The organism is Sulfurimonas sp. HSL3-7 (genome assembly GCF_039645985.1).
Taxonomy (GTDB): domain Bacteria; phylum Campylobacterota; class Campylobacteria; order Campylobacterales; family Sulfurimonadaceae; genus Sulfonitrofixus; species Sulfonitrofixus jiaomeiensis.
This window is the reverse complement of the sequence record NZ_CP147919.1, coordinates 1660965-1678683: the sequence shown is the minus strand read 5'-3', so window position 1 is coordinate 1678683 and position 17719 is coordinate 1660965. Positions and strand designations below refer to the sequence as shown.

The following is a 17719-nucleotide window of genomic DNA, read 5'->3' as shown; positions in this document are numbered from 1 at the left end:
GAGCACAGGGCGCTATGTGTAGAACTGTCGTAAAGGGCGGGAATGATCGTAGGAATCGAAGGATACCTCTGTACAGAAGTGGGTGAACCTCACTCTGGCTTGAGTAAAGTTGATAAGATGGAGCTTCTATGATCGTAGGCGTAGAAGGAACAATAGAGCATAAAGAGCCGACCTTTGTGCATATTAATGTGAACGGCCTCATCTACGAGGTCTTTATCTCGTTGCAGAGCTACGCTGCGATTACAAAAGAGCGTGTGAAACTGCAGACATCGCATGTCATAAGGGAAGATGCGCAGCTGCTCTACGGTTTTGTCGAGAAGAGTGAAAAGCTTCTCTTCGAACGCCTTGTCAAGATCTCGGGCGTGGGGCCGAAGGTGGCGATGGCGATCTGTTCGACCTTCTCGCCGTCGCAGTTCGGCGAGGTGATCGCAAGCGGCAACATCAACTCTCTCAAAAAAGTGCCGGGTATCGGTCCCAAAAGTGCCGGACGCATTCTGGTCGAGCTCAACGGTTTCGATGCGGTGCTGATGGAACAGGGCGGCGTTTCAGCCAACCCGGCCGTAAGTGAGGCGGCAATGGCGCTTGAGAGCCTGGGCTTCAAAAAAGAGCAGATCTCCAAGGTCTTAAGCCGCTGCAGTGCGACCGATACCGCCGGCCTGGTCAAAGAAGCCCTGAAACAACTACAAAAACTCTAAAGGATTATGGTGAAATTAGCAATACTTTTTGGCGGTGCCAGTTACGAACACGAGATCAGCATTGTCAGTGCGATCACGGTACAAGAGAAGCTGACGAATTTTGAACTCTCTTTTATCTTCTGCGACCAGGACCACCGCTTCTACAAGATCGAAGCCAAAGATATGATCGCCAAAACTTTCGCCTCGGGTGCCCACAAGAAGATGCCGCAGCTTTTCCTGGAGATCGGCGCGTTCAGCCACAAAAAGCTCTTCGGCAGCGAGCGGCTGGAAATGCCGGTGTTGAACCTTATCCACGGTGCGGACGGCGAAGACGGTACTATTGCGGCACTGCTGGAATTTTACAATATCGATTATATCGGGCCGCGCCCGGCCGCATCGGTGTTCAGTTTCGACAAGATGCACACCAAATGGTTCGCCGAAGCGATCGGGGTGAAGACCGTTGCCTACGAGAGCCTTAACGTCAACGACAAACGCGAGATCAAGACGCCGCTGCCGTTCATCATCAAGCCGGCGCGTCTGGGAAGCTCTATCGGGGTAAGCGTCATCAAAAAGGAGATAGAGATCGAATACGCGCTCGATGTCGCGTTTGAATTTGACGACAATCTCATCATCGAACCGTTCATCGAGGGTGTCAAAGAGTACAACTTGGCGGGTTACGGTGCCAACGGCGGTATCCACTTCTCTATCGTGGAAGAGCCGCAGAAGAACGAGTTTCTCGATTTTGACAAAAAATACCTGGACTTCTCCCGCTCTTCGGCTGTGAGCGAAGCGCAGATAGACGGTATCCTGGTGCACAACCTGGAACAGACTTTTACCAAGATATACAGAAATATGTTCGAAGGCGCACTGATCCGTTGTGACTTTTTTGTCGTTGACGGCGAGGTGCTGCTCAATGAGATCAACCCGATCCCGGGTTCGATGGCCAACTACCTTTTTGCCGATTTTCAAAGCGTTATCCATACGTTGCTGGCTAACCTGCCGCAAAAACGCCGTCCCCAGGTGAATTACCAATACATCCACTCCATCAATCAAGCAAAAGGGAAATAGCCGTGGCCATAAAGTCGATTCAATACAAACAGCAGACCTTTCAGATCTCCTATGAGCTTGTCAATCCCGAAAAAAGCAAGACACTTATATTTCTGCATGGCTGGGGTTCCAACAAGGAGCTGATGAAAAAGGCGTTTGAAAAGCAGCTGGATGCGTTCCGTCACGTCTATATCGATCTTCCCGGCTTTGGAAACAGCACCTGCAACCGTCCTCTGGTAACCGAGGATTATGCCAATATCCTGGAACTTTTTCTCGCACAGATCAATGCCAACCAGGACCATATCATCCTGGGCCACTCTTTTGGCGGCAAGGTGGCCCTGCTGCTAAATCCGCAGATTCTTATTTTGGTAGGCAGTGCCGGTATACCTGTACCAAAACCGTTTAAGATCAAGGCGAAGATCGCACTCTTCAAGATGGTCAAGTTTGTCGGTCTCTCTAAACTGCGTTCGCTCTTTGTCGCCGAAGATGCCAAAAAACTTTCCGAGATCATGTATCAGACCTTTAAAAACGTGGTCAATGAAGACTTCAGATCCGAATTCAAAGATTACAGCGGCAAAGCACTGCTGTGCTGGGGAAAAGATGATACGGCGACGCCGCTTTTTACGGCAGAGAAGATCAATAAACTGATCCGTGATTCACGTCTTGTCGTGTTTGAGGGGGACCATTACTTCTTTATGCAGCAGGCTGACGCCGTGGCCAAACAGATAGAGACGACGGTGCTCGCATCGCTGCACCAGTAGGATAGGGTGATGGATATCCTGGATTTAATAACCAATGTCATTTTCGTAATGGCCCTGGGCTTTTACCTTATAACCAATCTGCAGTGGTACGATTACAAGATATCGCGTGTCGTTCTAAAACACCACAAACCGCTTTGGCACTTTACGCTTTTTATCTTCCCTTTCGTACTCTATTATGTTGCGGCAGACTATTTTACGGCTGTGCTGGCTGTCTACCTTCTGGCGCTTGGGTTCTGGTACTATAGACTGGACAAAAAGCTGGTCTTCACCTGGCGTGTAAAACGCTTTTTGATCCTGCTGTTCGTGCTGACCTTCTTTCTCGATATGGTCACTGCTATCAAGGGGATGGCGGGACCATCATTTGTCTTTTTACCGCTTTTTCTGGCTTATGTAGGCTCCAAAGGAATTGAGAGCTTTCTCTTTATGGCGTATAAGAGAGAGGCGCAGAAAAAACTTATGGCCCGTAAAGAGCTCAAGATCGTCTGTGTGACGGGCAGTTACGGCAAGACGAGCATGAAGAACTTCATTTCGCAGGTGCTCTCCAAAAAGTACAAAGTCTACGCCACCCCGCGCAGCGTCAACACCATTGCCGGTCTTGTACGCGACGTCAACATGGAGCTGCCTGACGACTGCGAGGTCTATGTCTGTGAAGCGGGTGCGCGCCTGCGCGGCGACATCTACACGATCGCGCAGTTCCTGCATCCGCATATTGTTGTGGTCGGCAAGGTCGGTCCGCAACACCTTGAGTATTTCAAGACACTCGAGAACATTCAGCGTACCAAGCTTGAGATCATCCAGTCGGACCGTTTGCAAAGAGCCTTCGTGCACAACTCCGTGACATCGGAGCCGCATGAGAAGGTGACCTTTTTCGGTGACGGCGTCAGCAATGTCGAGGCGACACTGGAGGGGCTCTCTTTTGATATGCAGCTGCATGATGAGACGCTGCACCTTCAGACCGATGTTCTGGGCGCTTTTAATACGATCAACCTGGAGGCCACGGTTCTGGTTGCCGATGCTCTCGGTATGGAAGCCGGGGAGATCCAAAAAGGGGTGAGCGGACTTAAAAGCGTCGAACACCGTCTTCAGCGCATCGATGCCGGCGGAAAGATCATTCTCGATGACGGCTATAACGGCAACATCGACGGGATGCTCGAAGACGTCCGTCTTCTCTCTCTGCACCCCGGCCGCAAGGTAATCGTTACGCCGGGGCTGGTTGAAAGCACCAGGGAGCTTAACCTAGAGCTGATCGAAGCGATCAACAAGGTGTGCGATGTGGCCATTGTCACGGGTCAGCTCAACGCCGACCTCTTTGACAAACATCTCACTGTTGCCGAAAAGATCATGCTCGGTGACAAGAGTCAGCTTACCAAAGTGTTGGGTGAGCGTACCAGGGCAGGGGATATCATCCTCTTTGCCAACGATGCGCCGAATTTTATCTGATGGTCGATACGCTTTTCATCGTCAAAAAAATTGCGGGTGAACTTTTAGGACCGCTCTCTATCGGCTTGTTTATTGCCGCAGCCGGGTTTGTCGCACTCTATATCGGACGAATAAAAGCGGCGAAAACACTCTTGCCGCTTGCCTTTGTCTGGATTGCGCTGCTGAGTTATGCGCCTGTCAGTGACCTGCTTTTAAAACCCCTGGAACGACAATACCCGGCATTGATCGAGACACCGGTGAATGTTGACTATATCCTGGTGCTCGGCAGCGGCCATAACAGCGACAAAGCGCTTCCGATCACCTCGCAAGTCACTACAACGGCACTGACCCGTCTGAGTGAGGGAATACGCCATTATAACAGGCTGGCAGACGTAAAACTGGTAGTCTCGGGCTACGGCGGCCAAGACCCTTATAACCACGCTTCGATGCAGAAAAAAGCAGCACGCGCGCTTGGTGTGGAAAGTGATGATATCATCATGCTTGAGACACCAAAAGATACCTACGAAGAGGCGGTGGCAATGAAAAAAATGGCAGGTGAGAAGCCGTTTATTCTGGTGACATCGGCATCCCATATGCCGCGCGCATTCAAGATCTTTAAAGCACAGGGGTTAAATCCGATTGCCGCGCCGACGGGTTATCAGGTACGGGGCGAGAGCGAATGGCTTCAGATGCCAAACGGCAGGAGTCTACGGGGCAGTGACCTCGCTTTTCATGAGTATCTGGGTCTGGCCTGGGAGTGGGTAAAACAGTGATCGTAAAATCGTTTCATTTTCTGGAGTCGCTGATACGGTGGATAGGCTATATCGCCGCGACGGCACTGGCCGCATTGATAGCGCTGGTCGTCTATGACGCCCTGATGCGCTACCTTTTTCAGTCGGGTTCCATCGCCCTGCAGGAGCTGGAGTGGCACCTTTTCGATGTGGTGATCATGCTGGGCATCGCCTATACATTGCAGCGTGCATCGCATGTGCGGGTGGATATCTTTTATGACGGCTTCTCCGACAGGATGCGCCATATCGTCAACATTGTCGGCGCGCTCTTTTTCATCCTCCCTTTTTCACTGCTTATTGTCTATGTAGGGTTTGATTTTGTCCTGATAAGCTTTGAACAGATGGAAGCATCCTCCGATCCGGGCGGTCTGCCGTACCGTTTTATCGTCAAGTCGCTGATGCCGCTCGCCTTTATACTGCTGATCGTTCAGGCACTCAGCGAACTCTACAAAGAGCTGCAGCTGCTAAGGGGTCTGAAATGATCGCCATCGGCATGTTCCTGCTCGCTCTCGCTCTGTTGCTTTTGGGCATACCGGTCGCCTTTGTCTTCGGCGGGGTTGCACTTCTTTTCGCTCTCTTGATCCCCGAACTGGGTCTTGAGATCTTCAACCTCCTGCCGTTCAGGATCTTCGGGATCATGAGCAATTCGACATTGATGGCGGTGCCGCTCTTTATCGCGATGGGGCTGGTAATGGAGAAGTCGCAGATGGCCGAGCGGCTGCTGCTCTCGATGAGCCGGGCATTCCGGAGTGTCAGAGGCGGTCTGGCAATCAGTGTGGTACTTGTCGGTGCGCTGCTGGCCGCCTCAACAGGCATCGTCAGCGCTTCGGTGGTGATGCTGAGCGTCATCGCGCTGCCGCTGATGTTGAAAGCAGGGTACAACAAAGGGCTGGCATCAGGCACGGTGGCGGCCAGCGGTACGCTGGGGCAGATCATTCCGCCGTCCATCATCCTGATCATCCTTGGAGACGTGATGAGCGTAAGTGTTGGTGAGCTCTTTATGGGGGCGGTCCTTCCCGGGCTGCTGCTGGTCGGCCTCTATATCGCCTACATCATTGTCATCTCTTTGATCAACCCGTCGATGGCCCCTTCGAGTGAGGAGATCGAGCCGATCGGTTTACTTGAACTTATGCGTTCGATTTTTCCGCCGCTTCTTTTGATGGTAGCCGTGCTCGGTTCCATCTTCGCGGGCATCGCTTCACCGACCGAGTCGGCGGCCTTCGGCGTGCTGGGTGCAGTGCTTTTAAGTGCTATGAATAAGAGCCTGAACGTGAAGATGGTGCGCTATGCGATGCTGGAGACCGTCAAGCTCAGCGGGATGATCTTCATGATCCTCATCGGTGCGACCGCTTTCAGTCTTGTCTTCAACGAGCTTGGCGGTACCGATCTGGTGCTGGCATTTTTCAGCGAAGATATCGGCGATGTCTGGGTCTTCATTGCCGTTTCGATGGTAGCCATCTTTATTCTCGGCTTTTTTATCGATTTTATCGAGATTTCGTTCATCATCGTCCCGATTCTGGTCCCTGTCATGAACGCTTTCGGAATTGACCCGGTCTGGTTTGCCGTCTTGATCGCTTTGAACCTGCAGGCCTCGTTTCTGACACCGCCTTTCGGTCTGGCGCTCTTCTTCCTGAAAGGCGCGGCGCAAAAGAGCATCACGACGATGCAGATATACAGAGGGATCATCCCTTTTATTGCACTGCAGCTGCTGGCCCTTGGGTGTGTGATCCTCTTTCCGGATCTTGTCTTCGCCTTTTTATAGAGAGTACCGCATGGAGCACTTAGGCTCTTTGCAAAGAGAACTTTTTTCTTTCGATCGCTCATGTTAATATCAATCAAAAAGAGAACTTTGTTATACTTTGCCATTAATAAAAAGGCAGGTTATGCTCGATCAAAAAGATATTTTGTACGCGCCGTGGCGAAGTGACTATGTGAGCGGGGAGAAGATAGAGGGGTGTGTCTTCTGCCACATCAGTTCGCATGCGGACGATGATGAGAGTCTGCACGTGCTCTATCGTGACGACCGCTGTTTTGTAGTAATGAACCGTTATCCCTATACACCGGGACACTTTATGATCATACCGCATCACCATACTGACAGTCTTGAAGAGCTTGACAGTGAGACATGGCTGCACCTTGCCGATCTTGCCCAAAAAGGGGTGCGGCTTTTAAAAGAGTCCTTCAATGCCCAGGGGGTCAATATTGGTATGAATTTGGGCGGTGCTGCCGGTGCGGGGATCGCAGAGCATATCCACCTGCATCTGGTGCCGCGCTGGAGAGGCGATACCAACTTCATCACCTCTATCGGTGGAACAAGGGTCTATTCAAGCGATTTTGAGAAGATCTACCAAAAGATCCTCTCCGAGATACCAAACTATTTTAAGGAATGTTAATGAGTGTTTTACTGGAATTTGCGATGTTCCCGACAAGTGACGACTGCCGCGACGGCGCGTCTGTCTCCGAATATGTGAGTCGTATTATCGACATGATCGACCAGAGCGGGGCAGCCTATCAGCTGACACCGATGGGCACGATAGTAGAGACCGAGACAATGCGCGAGGCGTTGGAGATTGTCGAGAAGTCGTATGAAGCACTGGGTGATTGTGAACGGGTCTATTCTTCATTGAAGTTCGATATCCGTAAGGGAAAATCGAACCGCCTTAAAACGAAGATCGCCTCGGTTGAGCGGGAGATCGGGCGTGAAGTCAGGAAGTAGCGTTACTTCTTCTCTTTTTTCCCTTTTAATATAAAAAAAGCTGCGCCCAGAATTACAACCATTAAAACGATATTCATCGTGGTTGAAGTGACATCTAAATTAGGTAGCATTGTCTATCCTTTAAAAAGTGATATTGTAGCGTTTTTGTCAACAAAAAAATGAGAAGAGCTTTGGTACGACGCACCATTTTCTGAAAAAGATCCCTACGGAAGATATCTGTGTGGAAATGGGTGCGAAAAAGGATGTGAATTTTCAAAGCTGTTAATAAAAAGTCAGCTGCTTTGCTTTTTTAGGCGACGCGACATGATGATATGCGAAGCATCATCATGGCTGGTGACTTTAGTCGCAGGTGGAGTTTTTGAGTTTATAAAGTATTTGTATGAGAATTGTATTGAAGGATTGGTTGCGGAAACAGGATTTGAACCGCAAAAGCCGTTAATAAAAAGTCAACTGCTTGGCTTTTTTAGGCGACGCGACATGATGATATGCGAAGCATCATCATGGCTGGTGACTTTAGTCGCAGGTGGAGTTTTTGAGTTTATAAAGTATTTGTATGAGAATTGTATTGAAGGATTGGTTGCGGAAACAGGATTTGAACCGCAAAAGCCGTTAATAAAAAGTCAACTGCTTGGCTTTTTTAGGCGACGCGACATGATGATATGCGAAGCATCATCATGGCTGGTGACTTTAGTCGCAGGTGGAGTTTTTGAGTTTATAAAGTATTTGTATGAGAATTGTATTGAAGGATTGGTTGCGGAAACAGGATTTGAACCTGTGACCTTCGGGTTATGAGCCCGACGAGCTACCGAACTGCTCTATTCCGCGCCATTTGATTTTTTTGCTTTTTGCCTTATCACGATTCGGCATTTAGTGCTTCACTGTGACTTTGTTTTAACACTTGTCTGCGTTAGCTGTTCTTTCGGATAGCTGATGTATTCCTCAGTTTCAACTGCCTTGCTTAAGACGAAAATCAATAAAATTTAAAAATCTTGAGAAAGATAGATAAAAGTGGATGGGGTAGAGGGATTCGAACCCCCGAATATCGGTACCAAAAACCGAGGCCTTACCGCTTGGCGATACCCCAATATGTAGTAGATTGGTTGCGGAAACAGGATTTGAACCTGTGACCTTCGGGTTATGAGCCCGACGAGCTACCGAACTGCTCTATTCCGCGACACGATTTTGAAAACCAGTTGCTTTCAAAGGCCGAAATTATAGACAAAAACGAGGTGTTTGTCAAGACGCCATCGAAAAAAAGAGGAATTTCAACTAACTCTCCGACTTGAGATGACTTTATGATGAAATTGACTATAATCCACAAATATATTAAAAATATTCTTAGAAAAAGTGATTTGAATGACACCGATACAACGCGTACTAGATGCTATAGATGAGATTAAAAAAGGAAAGATGGTTATTATGGTCGATGACGAAGACAGAGAGAACGAGGGTGATCTTGTTTATGCTTCTGTCTTTTCAACACCGGAACATGTTAATTTTATGGCGAAGGAAGCACGGGGGCTTATCTGTGTGGCTGTCAGTAATGAGATTGCTGAGCGTCTTGAACTCAACCCGATGGTCAGTTCGAACAGCTCTCAGTATGAGACGGCGTTTACGGTTTCTGTCGATGCGGCATCCGCGTTGACGGGTATCTCTGCCGCTGAGAGAGATATGACCATTCAGATCCTGGCCAATCCTTTGAGCAAGCCGCAGGAACTGGCCCGTCCCGGCCATATCTTTCCTCTTATCGCAAAAGACGGGGGCACGCTTGTTCGAACGGGGCATACGGAAGGCTCAGTCGATCTTTGCCGTTTAGCCGGATTGAATGCTTCGGGTGTGATCTGTGAGATCATCAAAGATGACGGGACAATGGCGCGCCGCGATGATCTGGACCTGTTTGCCCAGAAGCACGGCCTTAAAACGGTTTATATCTCTGATATCGTCGAGTATCGTCTCGCCAATGAGATCCTGGTCAAGGCAACGAGCGAAGAGGAGATCGAGTTTTTCGGGATGCACGCCAAAAAGCGGACGTTTGTCGATCATGAAAAGCTGGAACATACGGCGATCTCTTTTCATCATATCGGCGAGACGGCCAATGTCAAAGTCCATAATGTCGTCTCCGATATGGAGCTTCTTCTTGATAAAAAGCGTTATAAACAGCTGATCGACTCCATCGATTACCTCAAACAAAACGGCGGGGTTCTTGTCTTTATCAACAACCCGGACCAGCATCACAGCAACATGAAAGAGTTCGGTGTGGGCGCGCAGATCTTAAAACTGTACGGCATTGAACATATGCGTCTTCTAAGCTGTTCTGCACTTCCTGAATTTGTTGGGTTGAGCGGTTTCGGCCTGGAAGTTTTAGAGACGATCAACCCTTCGGAAGGCTAGTGCTTGACACGTTCGGAGCGTCATCTACTGCGTGAGAGGATCACAAGCGATCTTGAATCGCTCGATAAAGAGCTCAAGGCGCTGGAACTTCAGCTCAGGCCGATAGCTCCTGACTGCTCCCTGGGTGATCTGCTGCGTTGCGAGATGATGCACGATCAGGAAGTTCTGAACAGGGCTTACATGGAAGCAAAAAAACGTTATAGCCGTCTGCTTTATGCCAAAGAGCATTTGGAAGATGAGAAATATGGGATATGCATAGAGTGCGAAGAGCCCATCGCTTTTCAAAGAGTGTTGTTGATTCCAGAATCAAGCTATTGTGTCAACTGTGCGAAGGAGAATAATTTATGATCAACATATTTAAAAATATCTTTTCTTCAGCACCACAAGAGCCCCCTCTCATTAAAACGGATCTGCATTCACACCTGATCCCCGGCATAGATGACGGTTCAAAGAGTATGGATGAGTCCATAGAGATGATCGAAATGTTTGCGGCGCAGGGTTATACAAAACTGATCACGACACCGCACATCATGAGCCACCGCTACCCCAATACAAGCACTGCCATAAAAGAGGGACTGCAAGCGCTCCAAGCGGAACTTCGTGTGCGCAATATTGCTATCGAGATAGAGGCAGCTTCAGAGTACTATCTTGATGAGACGGTAATGGCATTGGTCGACAAACGCGATATCCTAACCTTCGGCGATAACTACATGCTTTTCGAGATGTCCTACGTACAGCCGCTTCTTATGCTCGAAGAGATGCTCTTTGAGATCAAAGTCGCCGGTTACAAGCCGGTACTGGCCCATCCGGAACGTTATATCTATATGTATGAAGAGTTCGGAAAATACGAACGACTTAAAGAGAAAGGGGTGCTGATGCAGGTCAATATTCCTTCTTTCGGCAGTCACTACTCCAAATCTATTCAGCAGATGGCCAAAAAGCTTTCAGAAGCGGGAATGATCGATTTCCTAGGTTCTGATGCCCATAAGACCCCTCATCTTAAGGCTCTTGAACATGTGAAGACGCAGACGGTTTACAGCAGGATCTTTGAGCACAACACCATCTTGAACAATACACTTTAAGTAAGGCTCCCCATGAATTTTCATCAACTTTTTATGCTTTCTGTTTTATCCGTCTCTGTACTTTTTGCTCAGCCTGGCGAGGAAAAAAACGTCACACTTGATCGAAAGATCGCCTCGCTGATCGTTCTCGGTTTTCACGGTACGGCGATCACACCCAAGGGTACGATCGCCAGGGATATTGAAAAGGGTCTCGGCGGGGTGATCTTGTTCGACCAGGACCCGCTGAACAAGATGCAACGCAAAAATATCATTAACGCAAAACAGCTTAGAACACTCAATGCCGATCTTCAAAGCATCTCAGAAGAGAAACTGCTGATCTGTGTGGACGAAGAGGGGGGCAAAGTCGCCCGTCTGAAAGCAAAGGACGGTTTTGAGACTTTTCCAGCGGCGGAAGACGTGGCTAAAGGCAATGTTAAAAAAGCACAGGGATATTATGGCGCGATGGCAAGAATGCTTTCAGACAACGGCATCAATACCAATTTTGCGCCGAGCGTGGACCTGCTGTTTGACTACAACCCTATTATTGCCGGTAAAAAACGTGCTTTTTCAAGTGACCCTAAGGTCGTGAGCAGGTACGCCTCTATCTTCGTGGAAGAGCATCGCAAAAACCGTGTTTTAACGGTGATCAAGCATTTCCCCGGTCACGGCTCGTCAAAAGCCGATTCGCATAAAGGCTTTACCGATGTGACGAATACGTGGAGTGATAAAGAGCTGGAACCCTTTATGCAGATGATCGAAGCGCAGAAGGTCGATATGATCATGACCGCGCACATTTTCAACAGAAACCTTGATGAAAAGTACCCGGCGACCCTCTCTAATGAGGTCAACACCGGACTACTTCGCAGCAAAATGCATTATGAAGGTGTCATCATCACCGATGACCTGCAGATGGCGGCGATCCACAAACACTACACCCTGGAAGATACAGTCACCCTGGCGCTCAATTCCGGTGTTGACATCCTTCTGTTTGCCAACCAGCTTGCCGAACCGCTTGGGCTTGATGCGATCGTGAAGGTGGTAAAAGCACAGGTCCGAACAGGGAAGATCAGTGAAGAGCGCATAGAGGAAGCCTATGGGCGCGTTAAAAAATTAAAAGAGCGGCTGTAAGGGCTTGTTTGCAACCAATTGTACAGATCTGCAAAGTCGATTGAATCTTGCGGAAAGGATTGTTTCAGACCTTTCCTTGCACTAAATTTATTGACAAAAATACGCTTATCAAAACGCAAGTCCCAGGATGTTTTCGATCCCCTCTTTGTCTATCAACCGTTTCAGTTTAATGGCCACATTCTCTTCTGCTACGGCATAGCCCTGAGTCGATTGGCCGGTGATATTAAGCTTGTTGCTGCCTATGGTCGTTCCAAGATGGTCTTGCGTCGTCACACTGATGGCCGTGCGTGCCAGGTCAAACCCCATGCTCTGCACCCGGTCGATCTTCGCGGCGATGAAGACAGTCAGATGGTACCTGTCGTATTTATCCTGAACCAGAAGCTTTTCGGCGCTCAACCCCGCTTTGATCGGTTCAACAAGGTTCAAGGCGTCACGGTTGGCTTTAAAGCCGAAGGTCACCTTTGAACGGAGGTCATTATAGCCGCCCTTGTAACGTTCTGCAGCCTGTATGTAGGGTGCTGAATCAAAACGGTTGTTGAGGACATGCATGACATTGAGGGTATGTCTAACGGACGCGAAGTCGTTGTCAGCCTGTTTATAGAAACGGAGCTGTTCGATCACATTTCCGTTTTTTATACTGTTCTTTTGACCCTCCAAAAGGGCAATGTTCTCATCCAGCTCTTTTTTGAGGCTTTCAAAGAGCTGCTGCTTGTCACTCTTGATTAAAACAAGGTGGCGTCTGAAGCCCTGTTCGGTCGATTCCAGGAGCTGATAGCTGCTGATGCGTATCGGCTTTACATCTGCCTGAATTGCGCTCTCGACATCCTGCTGATAACTGTTGATCGAACCGCTTCGTGCAGTCGTATGGCTTTTGTACTCCGACGCTATTGTTACACTCAGTGTCGATGCCATCAGGTTGAGAGCCTTGGTGATGGCATCTTGCTTATCGACCCCCTCAGCTACTTCATAGAGAAAGCGCTCACTGCTATTGGGCGGGTTGGTATACCATGACGGCAGTGGTTTTGGTTCGTGAACAACCACCTTCTTCCCTGCAGAACAACCGTTAAAGAAAAGCAGGGTGAAAAAAAGGCTTGTCAGAATTTTGTGGGAAGAGGTTTTGTAGCGCATCATCATATCTATCTGGCTATCTGCTGCAGGGCAAGGGTCTCTTTTTCAATCAGACCTTGAATGCGGATAATAGCTTTGTTGATCTCTTTGACCGGCTCGACCGTCAGTGCATCTGCCGCTTCATAATAGTGTTGTGCCTCCAGAAAATCACCGCGTGCCTCATAGATGACGCCGATGTTATAAAAGGGTACATAGCTTTGTGAAGCCGTTGACTCTATAAGTTTGCGAAGCAGTTGTTCCGCCTTATCATAACGGCTCTGTTCGATGTAGAGCAGGGCACTGTCCAAAAGCTTTTCCTGGTAATCGCTGTACTCCATGTCGGGCTCTTCCAGCAGGGTCACGGAGATGTGACGGTAGTGCGGGGTCAGTTTGTAGGCAAAACTCCCGGCAATTGCATTGGCCAACTGCTGTGCCCCTGACTGTTTGGACGGAAGCGTCCTGGTGTCATCTGCACAGTGGTTCCACTGCTGCTGGCGGCTGAGATTGTCGGCATAGATGATCTCGCCGGTTGCGATATTGATCATGCGGATCTGTGCAGAGAGGGCGATAGTGCGTTTCTTACAGGCGACTTTGACCTCCCAGCAGTTCTCTTTTTTGCATTTGGTACGGGTGACATAGTAGAGGTCATCATGCAGAGAAGGAGGATTGACTGAACCCGAAATGATCGCCTGCGCACCTAAAAGATTGCCGACTTCGACAGCAGTCGACTCATCCATAAGACCGCTGTTCTGGATCTTCTGTTCATCAATGATTTTGGCAAGGTCCGTCCGATTGATCACGGTAAAGTAGGGTTTGTTGTCGATACGCTGCTTGGAGATCGAGACTTCGATTTTGTCGGCAAGGTTGACATAATCATGGTGAAAAGGGGTGACCGCGATCTGCTTGGTATCTGCAGCACCGCTGACCTCTGCCGGCTCCAAGGCCTTGACCGTAACTTTTTGGGCGCAGCCGCTGAGGAGAAAAGCTATTGAAACAGGCAGAAGAAGAGGGGATATTTTCATTATATAAGGACCTTGATATGCGTGGAAGTTTTTATGGGTGTAACTTATCATAATAGAGCTAAAAAAAAATGATAGGTCATGCAAGTGATAGTCGTTGGATTTGTAAAGAGTTGACATTAGACAAAAAAAGAAGAAACAATCTGCACTTAACTCAAGCAGGTTCTATCATGAACGCAAACAGACCGCTTTGGCAATACAACTTGTCAGAAGACGCCCAATAAAAAAAATGGTGCTGTTGCTTTTTATCACAATGTTATCACATAATGTACCATTCAGCCCACCTGTTTTTGAATTGATGAAAAAACATTCATATTTTCAGCTCATAAAGGTAGAATAAAAACTAAAATTCAATCTATTATTATTGGTGATTTTTTAAGTCAGGAAAGTCTGTATGCGATCGAAAAAAGTTCTATTGGTTTCTCTTAGTCTGTTAATAGGTATGAACAGCAATGCATTGACACTTAAAGAGAGTGTGATTGAGGTCTTGAACACCAACCCGGTGGTACAGGAGCGGTTGAAAAACTACCGGGCGACACAACAGGACTTGACGGTCTCCGAGTCGGAGTATTATCCGAGAGTAGATTTGAGGGCATCGGCCGGGTTTAACAGTCCGGGCAATCTGAACTCGGATGTCGATTATGATAAAAACTACAACAACTATGAGAGCTCTCTGGTCCTGACACAGAACCTTTTTGACGGTTTTTCCTCAATGCATAAAGTCAACTACCAGGAGACACGGGTTCTGGCGGCAGCGTATAACTATGTTGAAGTGGCCAATGACACGGTGTTTGAGATGACACAGGCCTACCTGAATGTCATGCGGGGCAGGGAACTACTGCAGATCGCCAACGAAAACGTCCAGATCAATATCGGTATCTACAATAAGATCAAAGATCTCTACGACGCCGGACTGACGACAGACTCAGAGGTCAAAAAAATTCAGTCGTTCCTTTCTCTCGCACGTTCAAACCTCACCGTCCAGAAAAACAATGCGCGAGATACCGAGTACATCTTCAAGCGTGTCCTCGGACGTATGCCGGATCCAAGCCAGATGGGGCTGCCTGAAGAAGAACTGCCTATGCCCGAAAGTATTCAGCGTGCGGCGATGTATGCGGTCGAACACAACCCATCCATTCTTGTGAGCAGTTACAATGTCAAGGGGGCGCAGGAACTTTGGAAGCAGCGCAAGAAAGAGTATTTCCCGACTATCGATCTTGAAGTGAGTCAAAACTACAACGATGTCAGCAGGTATCCCAACGGGTTTGACCAGCCGGATGACCGTTTCCGAGCCCGTCTGGTTCTGAACTATAACCTGTTTAGAGGTGGTGCGGACCGTGCTGAGACACGTAAACAGATCAGCAAAATCCACCAGGAGGTCGAGATCAAACGTGATATCAAACGCCAGGTCATCGAAGGACTCAGCCTCTCATGGAATGCGTATGAGATGATTACGGCGCAGCTGCATGATCTCCGTGATTACAAGATGTACAGTGAAAAGACATTGGCGCTTTACAAAGACGAGTATGACCTGGGACAGCGTTCGCTGCTTGACCTTTTGCAGTCGCAAACCGACGTCATCAATGCGCGTATGCAACTGATCAATGCCGAATATGACCTAAAGTTTGCAAAGTACAGGATCCTGGACGCGATGGGGCTGCTTCCTCTTGCCCTTACAGGAGACAGTGAAGAGTACACATCACGCGTTAATCTTTACAGTAACCAGGATGCACACGAGATTCTCGATACATTGCCGATAGAGTATGATGCGGATCATGACAAAATCACCGATAATCTCGATCTGTGCGACAACTCGCCGGAAGGGACCGACATCATGCCGGACGGCTGTCAAAAGCTTAACATCGACAGCGACGGTGACGGTGTCATCGATTCAAAAGATCACTGCCCGTTTACACCTGCCGGAGTCAAAGTACTCGCAAACGGATGTGCACTCGATACGGATGGCGATGGAGTCAAGGACAGCGAAGATATCTGTCCAAATACGCCTGCCGGCCATAAAATAAACAGCGAAGGGTGCAGTATCGGTATGGAAATGCGTGTCGGTTTTAGTAAAAACAGCGCAATATTGCCGTTTCACAGCTTGGCTGAGATCGAACAACTGAGTGCATTTTTAAGCAAGCGGTCCGAGTACAAGGTGACGGTAATCGGTTACAGCAACAGCAGTGACAACGCTGAAGTCAACGGAAAAGTTTCGAAGCAGCGTGCCGATGCCGTGGCCTCGGTACTGACCAAAAACGGTATCGCCAAAATGCGTATAACGACAGAGGGGAGGGGCGCGGAGAGACCTGTTGCCCACGGAGAGACACCTGCGGGATATACCATCAATCAACGTATCGAAATTGAATTGAGTAGGGATTGATTATGAACGGATTGTTAATGAAACTGCTTTTATTACCGCTGCTTTTTAGCGTTTTCGGTTACGCCGGGACGTACGACTACAGCTATTCTCCTCTCTCCTCAGCGCAGGAGAGCGGCAGTACGATGAAAGATCCTTTTCTGTACGGCGATTTTGAGAAGATTATACGTTTTACGGCTCTCCAGTTTGACGGTGAGGCACTTACGGCTGACTCACAAAAGTCCCTTGACACGATTGTTAAAACGATTGAATCGTATCAAGAAGATGGGAAAAAGATGGGTATCACTATCATTGCGCATACTGCCGCAACGACAGACGATCAGAATGAAAACACGATCGAGTCTGATACCTATGCCGGAAAGATCATACGCTGGTTTAGCAAGGATCTGGACCGTAATGCAAGTGTGCGTATCAGCGAAGGTTTTGCCGAGGAGGTGCAAAAGCTCTTAGCCGACAGGGGTGTTGACAAAAACATGACAACTTTGGAAAACCGTAACGGCCGGGACCAGGCCTTTAGTGATGCTACTTCCGAAGGACGCAACCTCTCTAACCGTGTCATGGTGACACTCTACCTCTTCACGCAGGAAGAGGTTGACAGTGACGGCGACGGCGTCTTCGACAGTCAAGATGTATGCCCGAAAACACCTCAGGGGGTGACTGTCAATTCAAAAGGGTGCCCGTTAGATTCTGACGGTGATGGAGTTTATGACTATAAAGACCAATGCCCCGGTACGCCAACAGGTGTCGAAGTCAACAGTGGCGGGTGCCCGTTTGACAGCGACACAGACGGCGTATCTGACTATGCAGACCAATGTCCGGATACCCCGCCATCATTTAAAGTGGATCCGCACGGGTGCCCGCTGAGTAAAAAATTGATGTTGACCTTTACGTTACGCTCATCCGATATCCGAGATGAATCCTACCCGGAAGTCAAGGCGTTTGCCGAGTTCTTGAAAGAGAACACGCAGTATAAGGCGGAGATCGTCGGACATACGGACAGTACCGGAAAAAAGGCATATAATATGGCACTCTCTCAAGCGCGTGCGAACGCTGTCAAAGAGGCCTTGATCAAAGAGGGCGTTGCCGCATCGCGTCTCAAATCACGCGGTCGAGGCGAATTTGATCCAATCGCCGACAACCGGACGCAAGAGGGGCGTCAGGCCAACCGCCGTATTGAGGTAAAACTTTATTATTGATTTTAGCAAGTGGGTAGTATAGTAGTGATGTT

General features: G+C 48.7%; 17 protein-coding genes and 3 tRNA genes. 15 read left to right on the top strand and 5 right to left on the bottom strand.

Annotated features, from left to right (window positions below):
- Positions 1 to 128: 128 nt before the first annotated feature.
- From ruvA to WCY20_RS08390, 9 genes are all read left to right on the top strand, one after another.
- Positions 129 to 695 (top strand): Holliday junction branch migration protein RuvA, encoded by a 567-nt coding sequence (gene ruvA / locus WCY20_RS08430; RefSeq protein ID WP_345974304.1) that lies wholly within the window; start codon positions 129 to 131, stop codon positions 693 to 695.
- Positions 696 to 704: 9 nt separating this feature from the next.
- A complete protein-coding gene (locus tag WCY20_RS08425) occupies positions 705 to 1742 on the top strand; it encodes a D-alanine--D-alanine ligase (RefSeq protein ID WP_345974302.1) in 1038 nt (345 codons plus the stop codon).
- A 2-nt stretch (positions 1743 to 1744) separates the two neighbouring features.
- Positions 1745 to 2482 (top strand): alpha/beta hydrolase, encoded by a 738-nt coding sequence (locus WCY20_RS08420; RefSeq protein WP_345974300.1) that lies wholly within the window; start codon positions 1745 to 1747, stop codon positions 2480 to 2482.
- A 9-nt stretch (positions 2483 to 2491) separates the two neighbouring features.
- On the top strand, positions 2492 to 3922 hold the full coding sequence (gene murF / locus WCY20_RS08415; RefSeq protein ID WP_345974298.1) for a UDP-N-acetylmuramoyl-tripeptide--D-alanyl-D-alanine ligase: 1431 nt from the start codon (positions 2492 to 2494) through the stop codon (positions 3920 to 3922).
- A complete protein-coding gene (locus WCY20_RS08410; RefSeq protein WP_345974296.1) occupies positions 3922 to 4674 on the top strand; it encodes an ElyC/SanA/YdcF family protein in 753 nt (250 codons plus the stop codon). Before murF ends, WCY20_RS08410 begins: the two co-directional genes overlap by 1 nt.
- Positions 4671 to 5174, top strand: a complete 504-nt coding sequence (locus WCY20_RS08405; RefSeq protein ID WP_345974294.1) for a TRAP transporter small permease subunit — start codon at positions 4671 to 4673, stop codon at positions 5172 to 5174. Before WCY20_RS08410 ends, WCY20_RS08405 begins: the two co-directional genes overlap by 4 nt.
- Entirely contained in the window at positions 5171 to 6454 is a 1284-nt protein-coding gene (locus WCY20_RS08400; protein WP_345974292.1) for a TRAP transporter large permease subunit, read from the top strand. The genes WCY20_RS08405 and WCY20_RS08400 overlap by 4 nt, the downstream gene beginning before the upstream one ends.
- 121 nt (positions 6455 to 6575) lie before the next feature.
- Positions 6576 to 7085: an HIT domain-containing protein gene (locus WCY20_RS08395; RefSeq protein ID WP_345974291.1), complete on the top strand. Its 510-nt coding sequence runs from the start codon at positions 6576 to 6578 to the stop codon at positions 7083 to 7085.
- Positions 7085 to 7408 carry an MTH1187 family thiamine-binding protein gene (locus tag WCY20_RS08390; protein ID WP_345974290.1) on the top strand — a complete coding sequence of 108 codons (324 nt, stop codon included), beginning with the start codon at positions 7085 to 7087 and terminating at the stop codon, positions 7406 to 7408. The genes WCY20_RS08395 and WCY20_RS08390 overlap by 1 nt, the downstream gene beginning before the upstream one ends.
- Before the next feature lie 748 nt (positions 7409 to 8156).
- On the opposite strand, the gene WCY20_RS08385 is transcribed toward WCY20_RS08390, so the two are convergent.
- From WCY20_RS08385 to WCY20_RS08375, 3 genes are all read right to left on the bottom strand, one after another.
- Positions 8157 to 8233: transfer RNA gene (locus WCY20_RS08385), tRNA-Met, on the bottom strand.
- 184 nt (positions 8234 to 8417) lie between these two features.
- A tRNA-Gln gene (locus tag WCY20_RS08380) sits at positions 8418 to 8492 on the bottom strand.
- A 13-nt stretch (positions 8493 to 8505) separates the two neighbouring features.
- Positions 8506 to 8582 (bottom strand) — tRNA-Met (locus WCY20_RS08375).
- A 182-nt stretch (positions 8583 to 8764) separates the two neighbouring features.
- Between WCY20_RS08375 and WCY20_RS08370 the strand changes: the two genes are divergently transcribed.
- From WCY20_RS08370 to WCY20_RS08355, 4 genes are read left to right on the top strand one after another with little or no spacing between them, the layout of a single operon-like run.
- Positions 8765 to 9799 carry a bifunctional 3,4-dihydroxy-2-butanone 4-phosphate synthase/GTP cyclohydrolase II gene (locus WCY20_RS08370; protein WP_345974288.1) on the top strand — a complete coding sequence of 345 codons (1035 nt, stop codon included), beginning with the start codon at positions 8765 to 8767 and terminating at the stop codon, positions 9797 to 9799.
- 3 nt (positions 9800 to 9802) lie between these two features.
- Positions 9803 to 10147: a TraR/DksA C4-type zinc finger protein gene (locus tag WCY20_RS08365; protein ID WP_345974286.1), complete on the top strand. Its 345-nt coding sequence runs from the start codon at positions 9803 to 9805 to the stop codon at positions 10145 to 10147.
- The gene (locus tag WCY20_RS08360) at positions 10144 to 10881 is read left to right on the top strand and encodes a CpsB/CapC family capsule biosynthesis tyrosine phosphatase (RefSeq protein ID WP_345974284.1); all 738 of its coding nucleotides are present in this window, start codon (positions 10144 to 10146) and stop codon (positions 10879 to 10881) included. Before WCY20_RS08365 ends, WCY20_RS08360 begins: the two co-directional genes overlap by 4 nt.
- Before the next feature lie 12 nt (positions 10882 to 10893).
- Positions 10894 to 11988, top strand: coding sequence for a glycoside hydrolase family 3 N-terminal domain-containing protein (locus WCY20_RS08355; protein WP_345974282.1), 1095 nt, complete (start codon positions 10894 to 10896; stop codon positions 11986 to 11988).
- Between the two features lie 108 nt (positions 11989 to 12096).
- On the opposite strand, the gene WCY20_RS08350 is transcribed toward WCY20_RS08355, so the two are convergent.
- Together WCY20_RS08350 and WCY20_RS08345 are read right to left on the bottom strand one after the other, a co-directional pair.
- On the bottom strand, positions 12097 to 13122 hold the full coding sequence (locus WCY20_RS08350; RefSeq protein WP_345974281.1) for an LPP20 family lipoprotein: 1026 nt from the start codon (positions 13120 to 13122) through the stop codon (positions 12097 to 12099).
- Positions 13123 to 13124: 2 nt separating this feature from the next.
- On the bottom strand, positions 13125 to 14117 hold the full coding sequence (locus tag WCY20_RS08345) for a CsgG/HfaB family protein (RefSeq protein WP_345974279.1): 993 nt from the start codon (positions 14115 to 14117) through the stop codon (positions 13125 to 13127).
- A 391-nt stretch (positions 14118 to 14508) separates the two neighbouring features.
- Here WCY20_RS08345 and WCY20_RS08340 point away from each other — a divergent pair, with 391 nt between their 5' ends.
- Positions 14509 to 16494 carry a TolC family outer membrane protein gene (locus WCY20_RS08340; protein WP_345974278.1) on the top strand — a complete coding sequence of 662 codons (1986 nt, stop codon included), beginning with the start codon at positions 14509 to 14511 and terminating at the stop codon, positions 16492 to 16494.
- 2 nt (positions 16495 to 16496) lie between these two features.
- Positions 16497 to 17687: an OmpA family protein gene (locus WCY20_RS08335; RefSeq protein WP_345974276.1), complete on the top strand. Its 1191-nt coding sequence runs from the start codon at positions 16497 to 16499 to the stop codon at positions 17685 to 17687.
- Positions 17688 to 17719 lie beyond the last annotated feature (32 nt).

What these genes read in the sequence shown, in the direction of transcription:
- ruvA (WP_345974304.1), top strand. Translation starts at nt 129, where the DNA reads ATGATCGTAGGCGTAGAAGGAACAATAGAGCATAAAGAGCCGACCTTT.
- murF (WP_345974298.1), top strand. Translation starts at nt 2,492, where the DNA reads ATGGATATCCTGGATTTAATAACCAATGTCATTTTCGTAATGGCCCTG.
- WCY20_RS08410 (WP_345974296.1), top strand. Translation starts at nt 3,922, where the DNA reads ATGGTCGATACGCTTTTCATCGTCAAAAAAATTGCGGGTGAACTTTTA.
- WCY20_RS08400 (WP_345974292.1), top strand. Translation starts at nt 5,171, where the DNA reads ATGATCGCCATCGGCATGTTCCTGCTCGCTCTCGCTCTGTTGCTTTTG.
- WCY20_RS08395 (WP_345974291.1), top strand. Translation starts at nt 6,576, where the DNA reads ATGCTCGATCAAAAAGATATTTTGTACGCGCCGTGGCGAAGTGACTAT.
- WCY20_RS08390 (WP_345974290.1), top strand. Translation starts at nt 7,085, where the DNA reads ATGAGTGTTTTACTGGAATTTGCGATGTTCCCGACAAGTGACGACTGC.
- WCY20_RS08370 (WP_345974288.1), top strand. Translation starts at nt 8,765, where the DNA reads ATGACACCGATACAACGCGTACTAGATGCTATAGATGAGATTAAAAAA.
- WCY20_RS08360 (WP_345974284.1), top strand. Translation starts at nt 10,144, where the DNA reads ATGATCAACATATTTAAAAATATCTTTTCTTCAGCACCACAAGAGCCC.
- WCY20_RS08355 (WP_345974282.1), top strand. Translation starts at nt 10,894, where the DNA reads ATGAATTTTCATCAACTTTTTATGCTTTCTGTTTTATCCGTCTCTGTA.
- WCY20_RS08350 (WP_345974281.1), bottom strand. Translation starts at nt 13,122, where the DNA reads ATGATGATGCGCTACAAAACCTCTTCCCACAAAATTCTGACAAGCCTT.
- WCY20_RS08345 (WP_345974279.1), bottom strand. Translation starts at nt 14,117, where the DNA reads ATGAAAATATCCCCTCTTCTTCTGCCTGTTTCAATAGCTTTTCTCCTC.
- WCY20_RS08340 (WP_345974278.1), top strand. Translation starts at nt 14,509, where the DNA reads ATGCGATCGAAAAAAGTTCTATTGGTTTCTCTTAGTCTGTTAATAGGT.
- WCY20_RS08335 (WP_345974276.1), top strand. Translation starts at nt 16,497, where the DNA reads ATGAACGGATTGTTAATGAAACTGCTTTTATTACCGCTGCTTTTTAGC.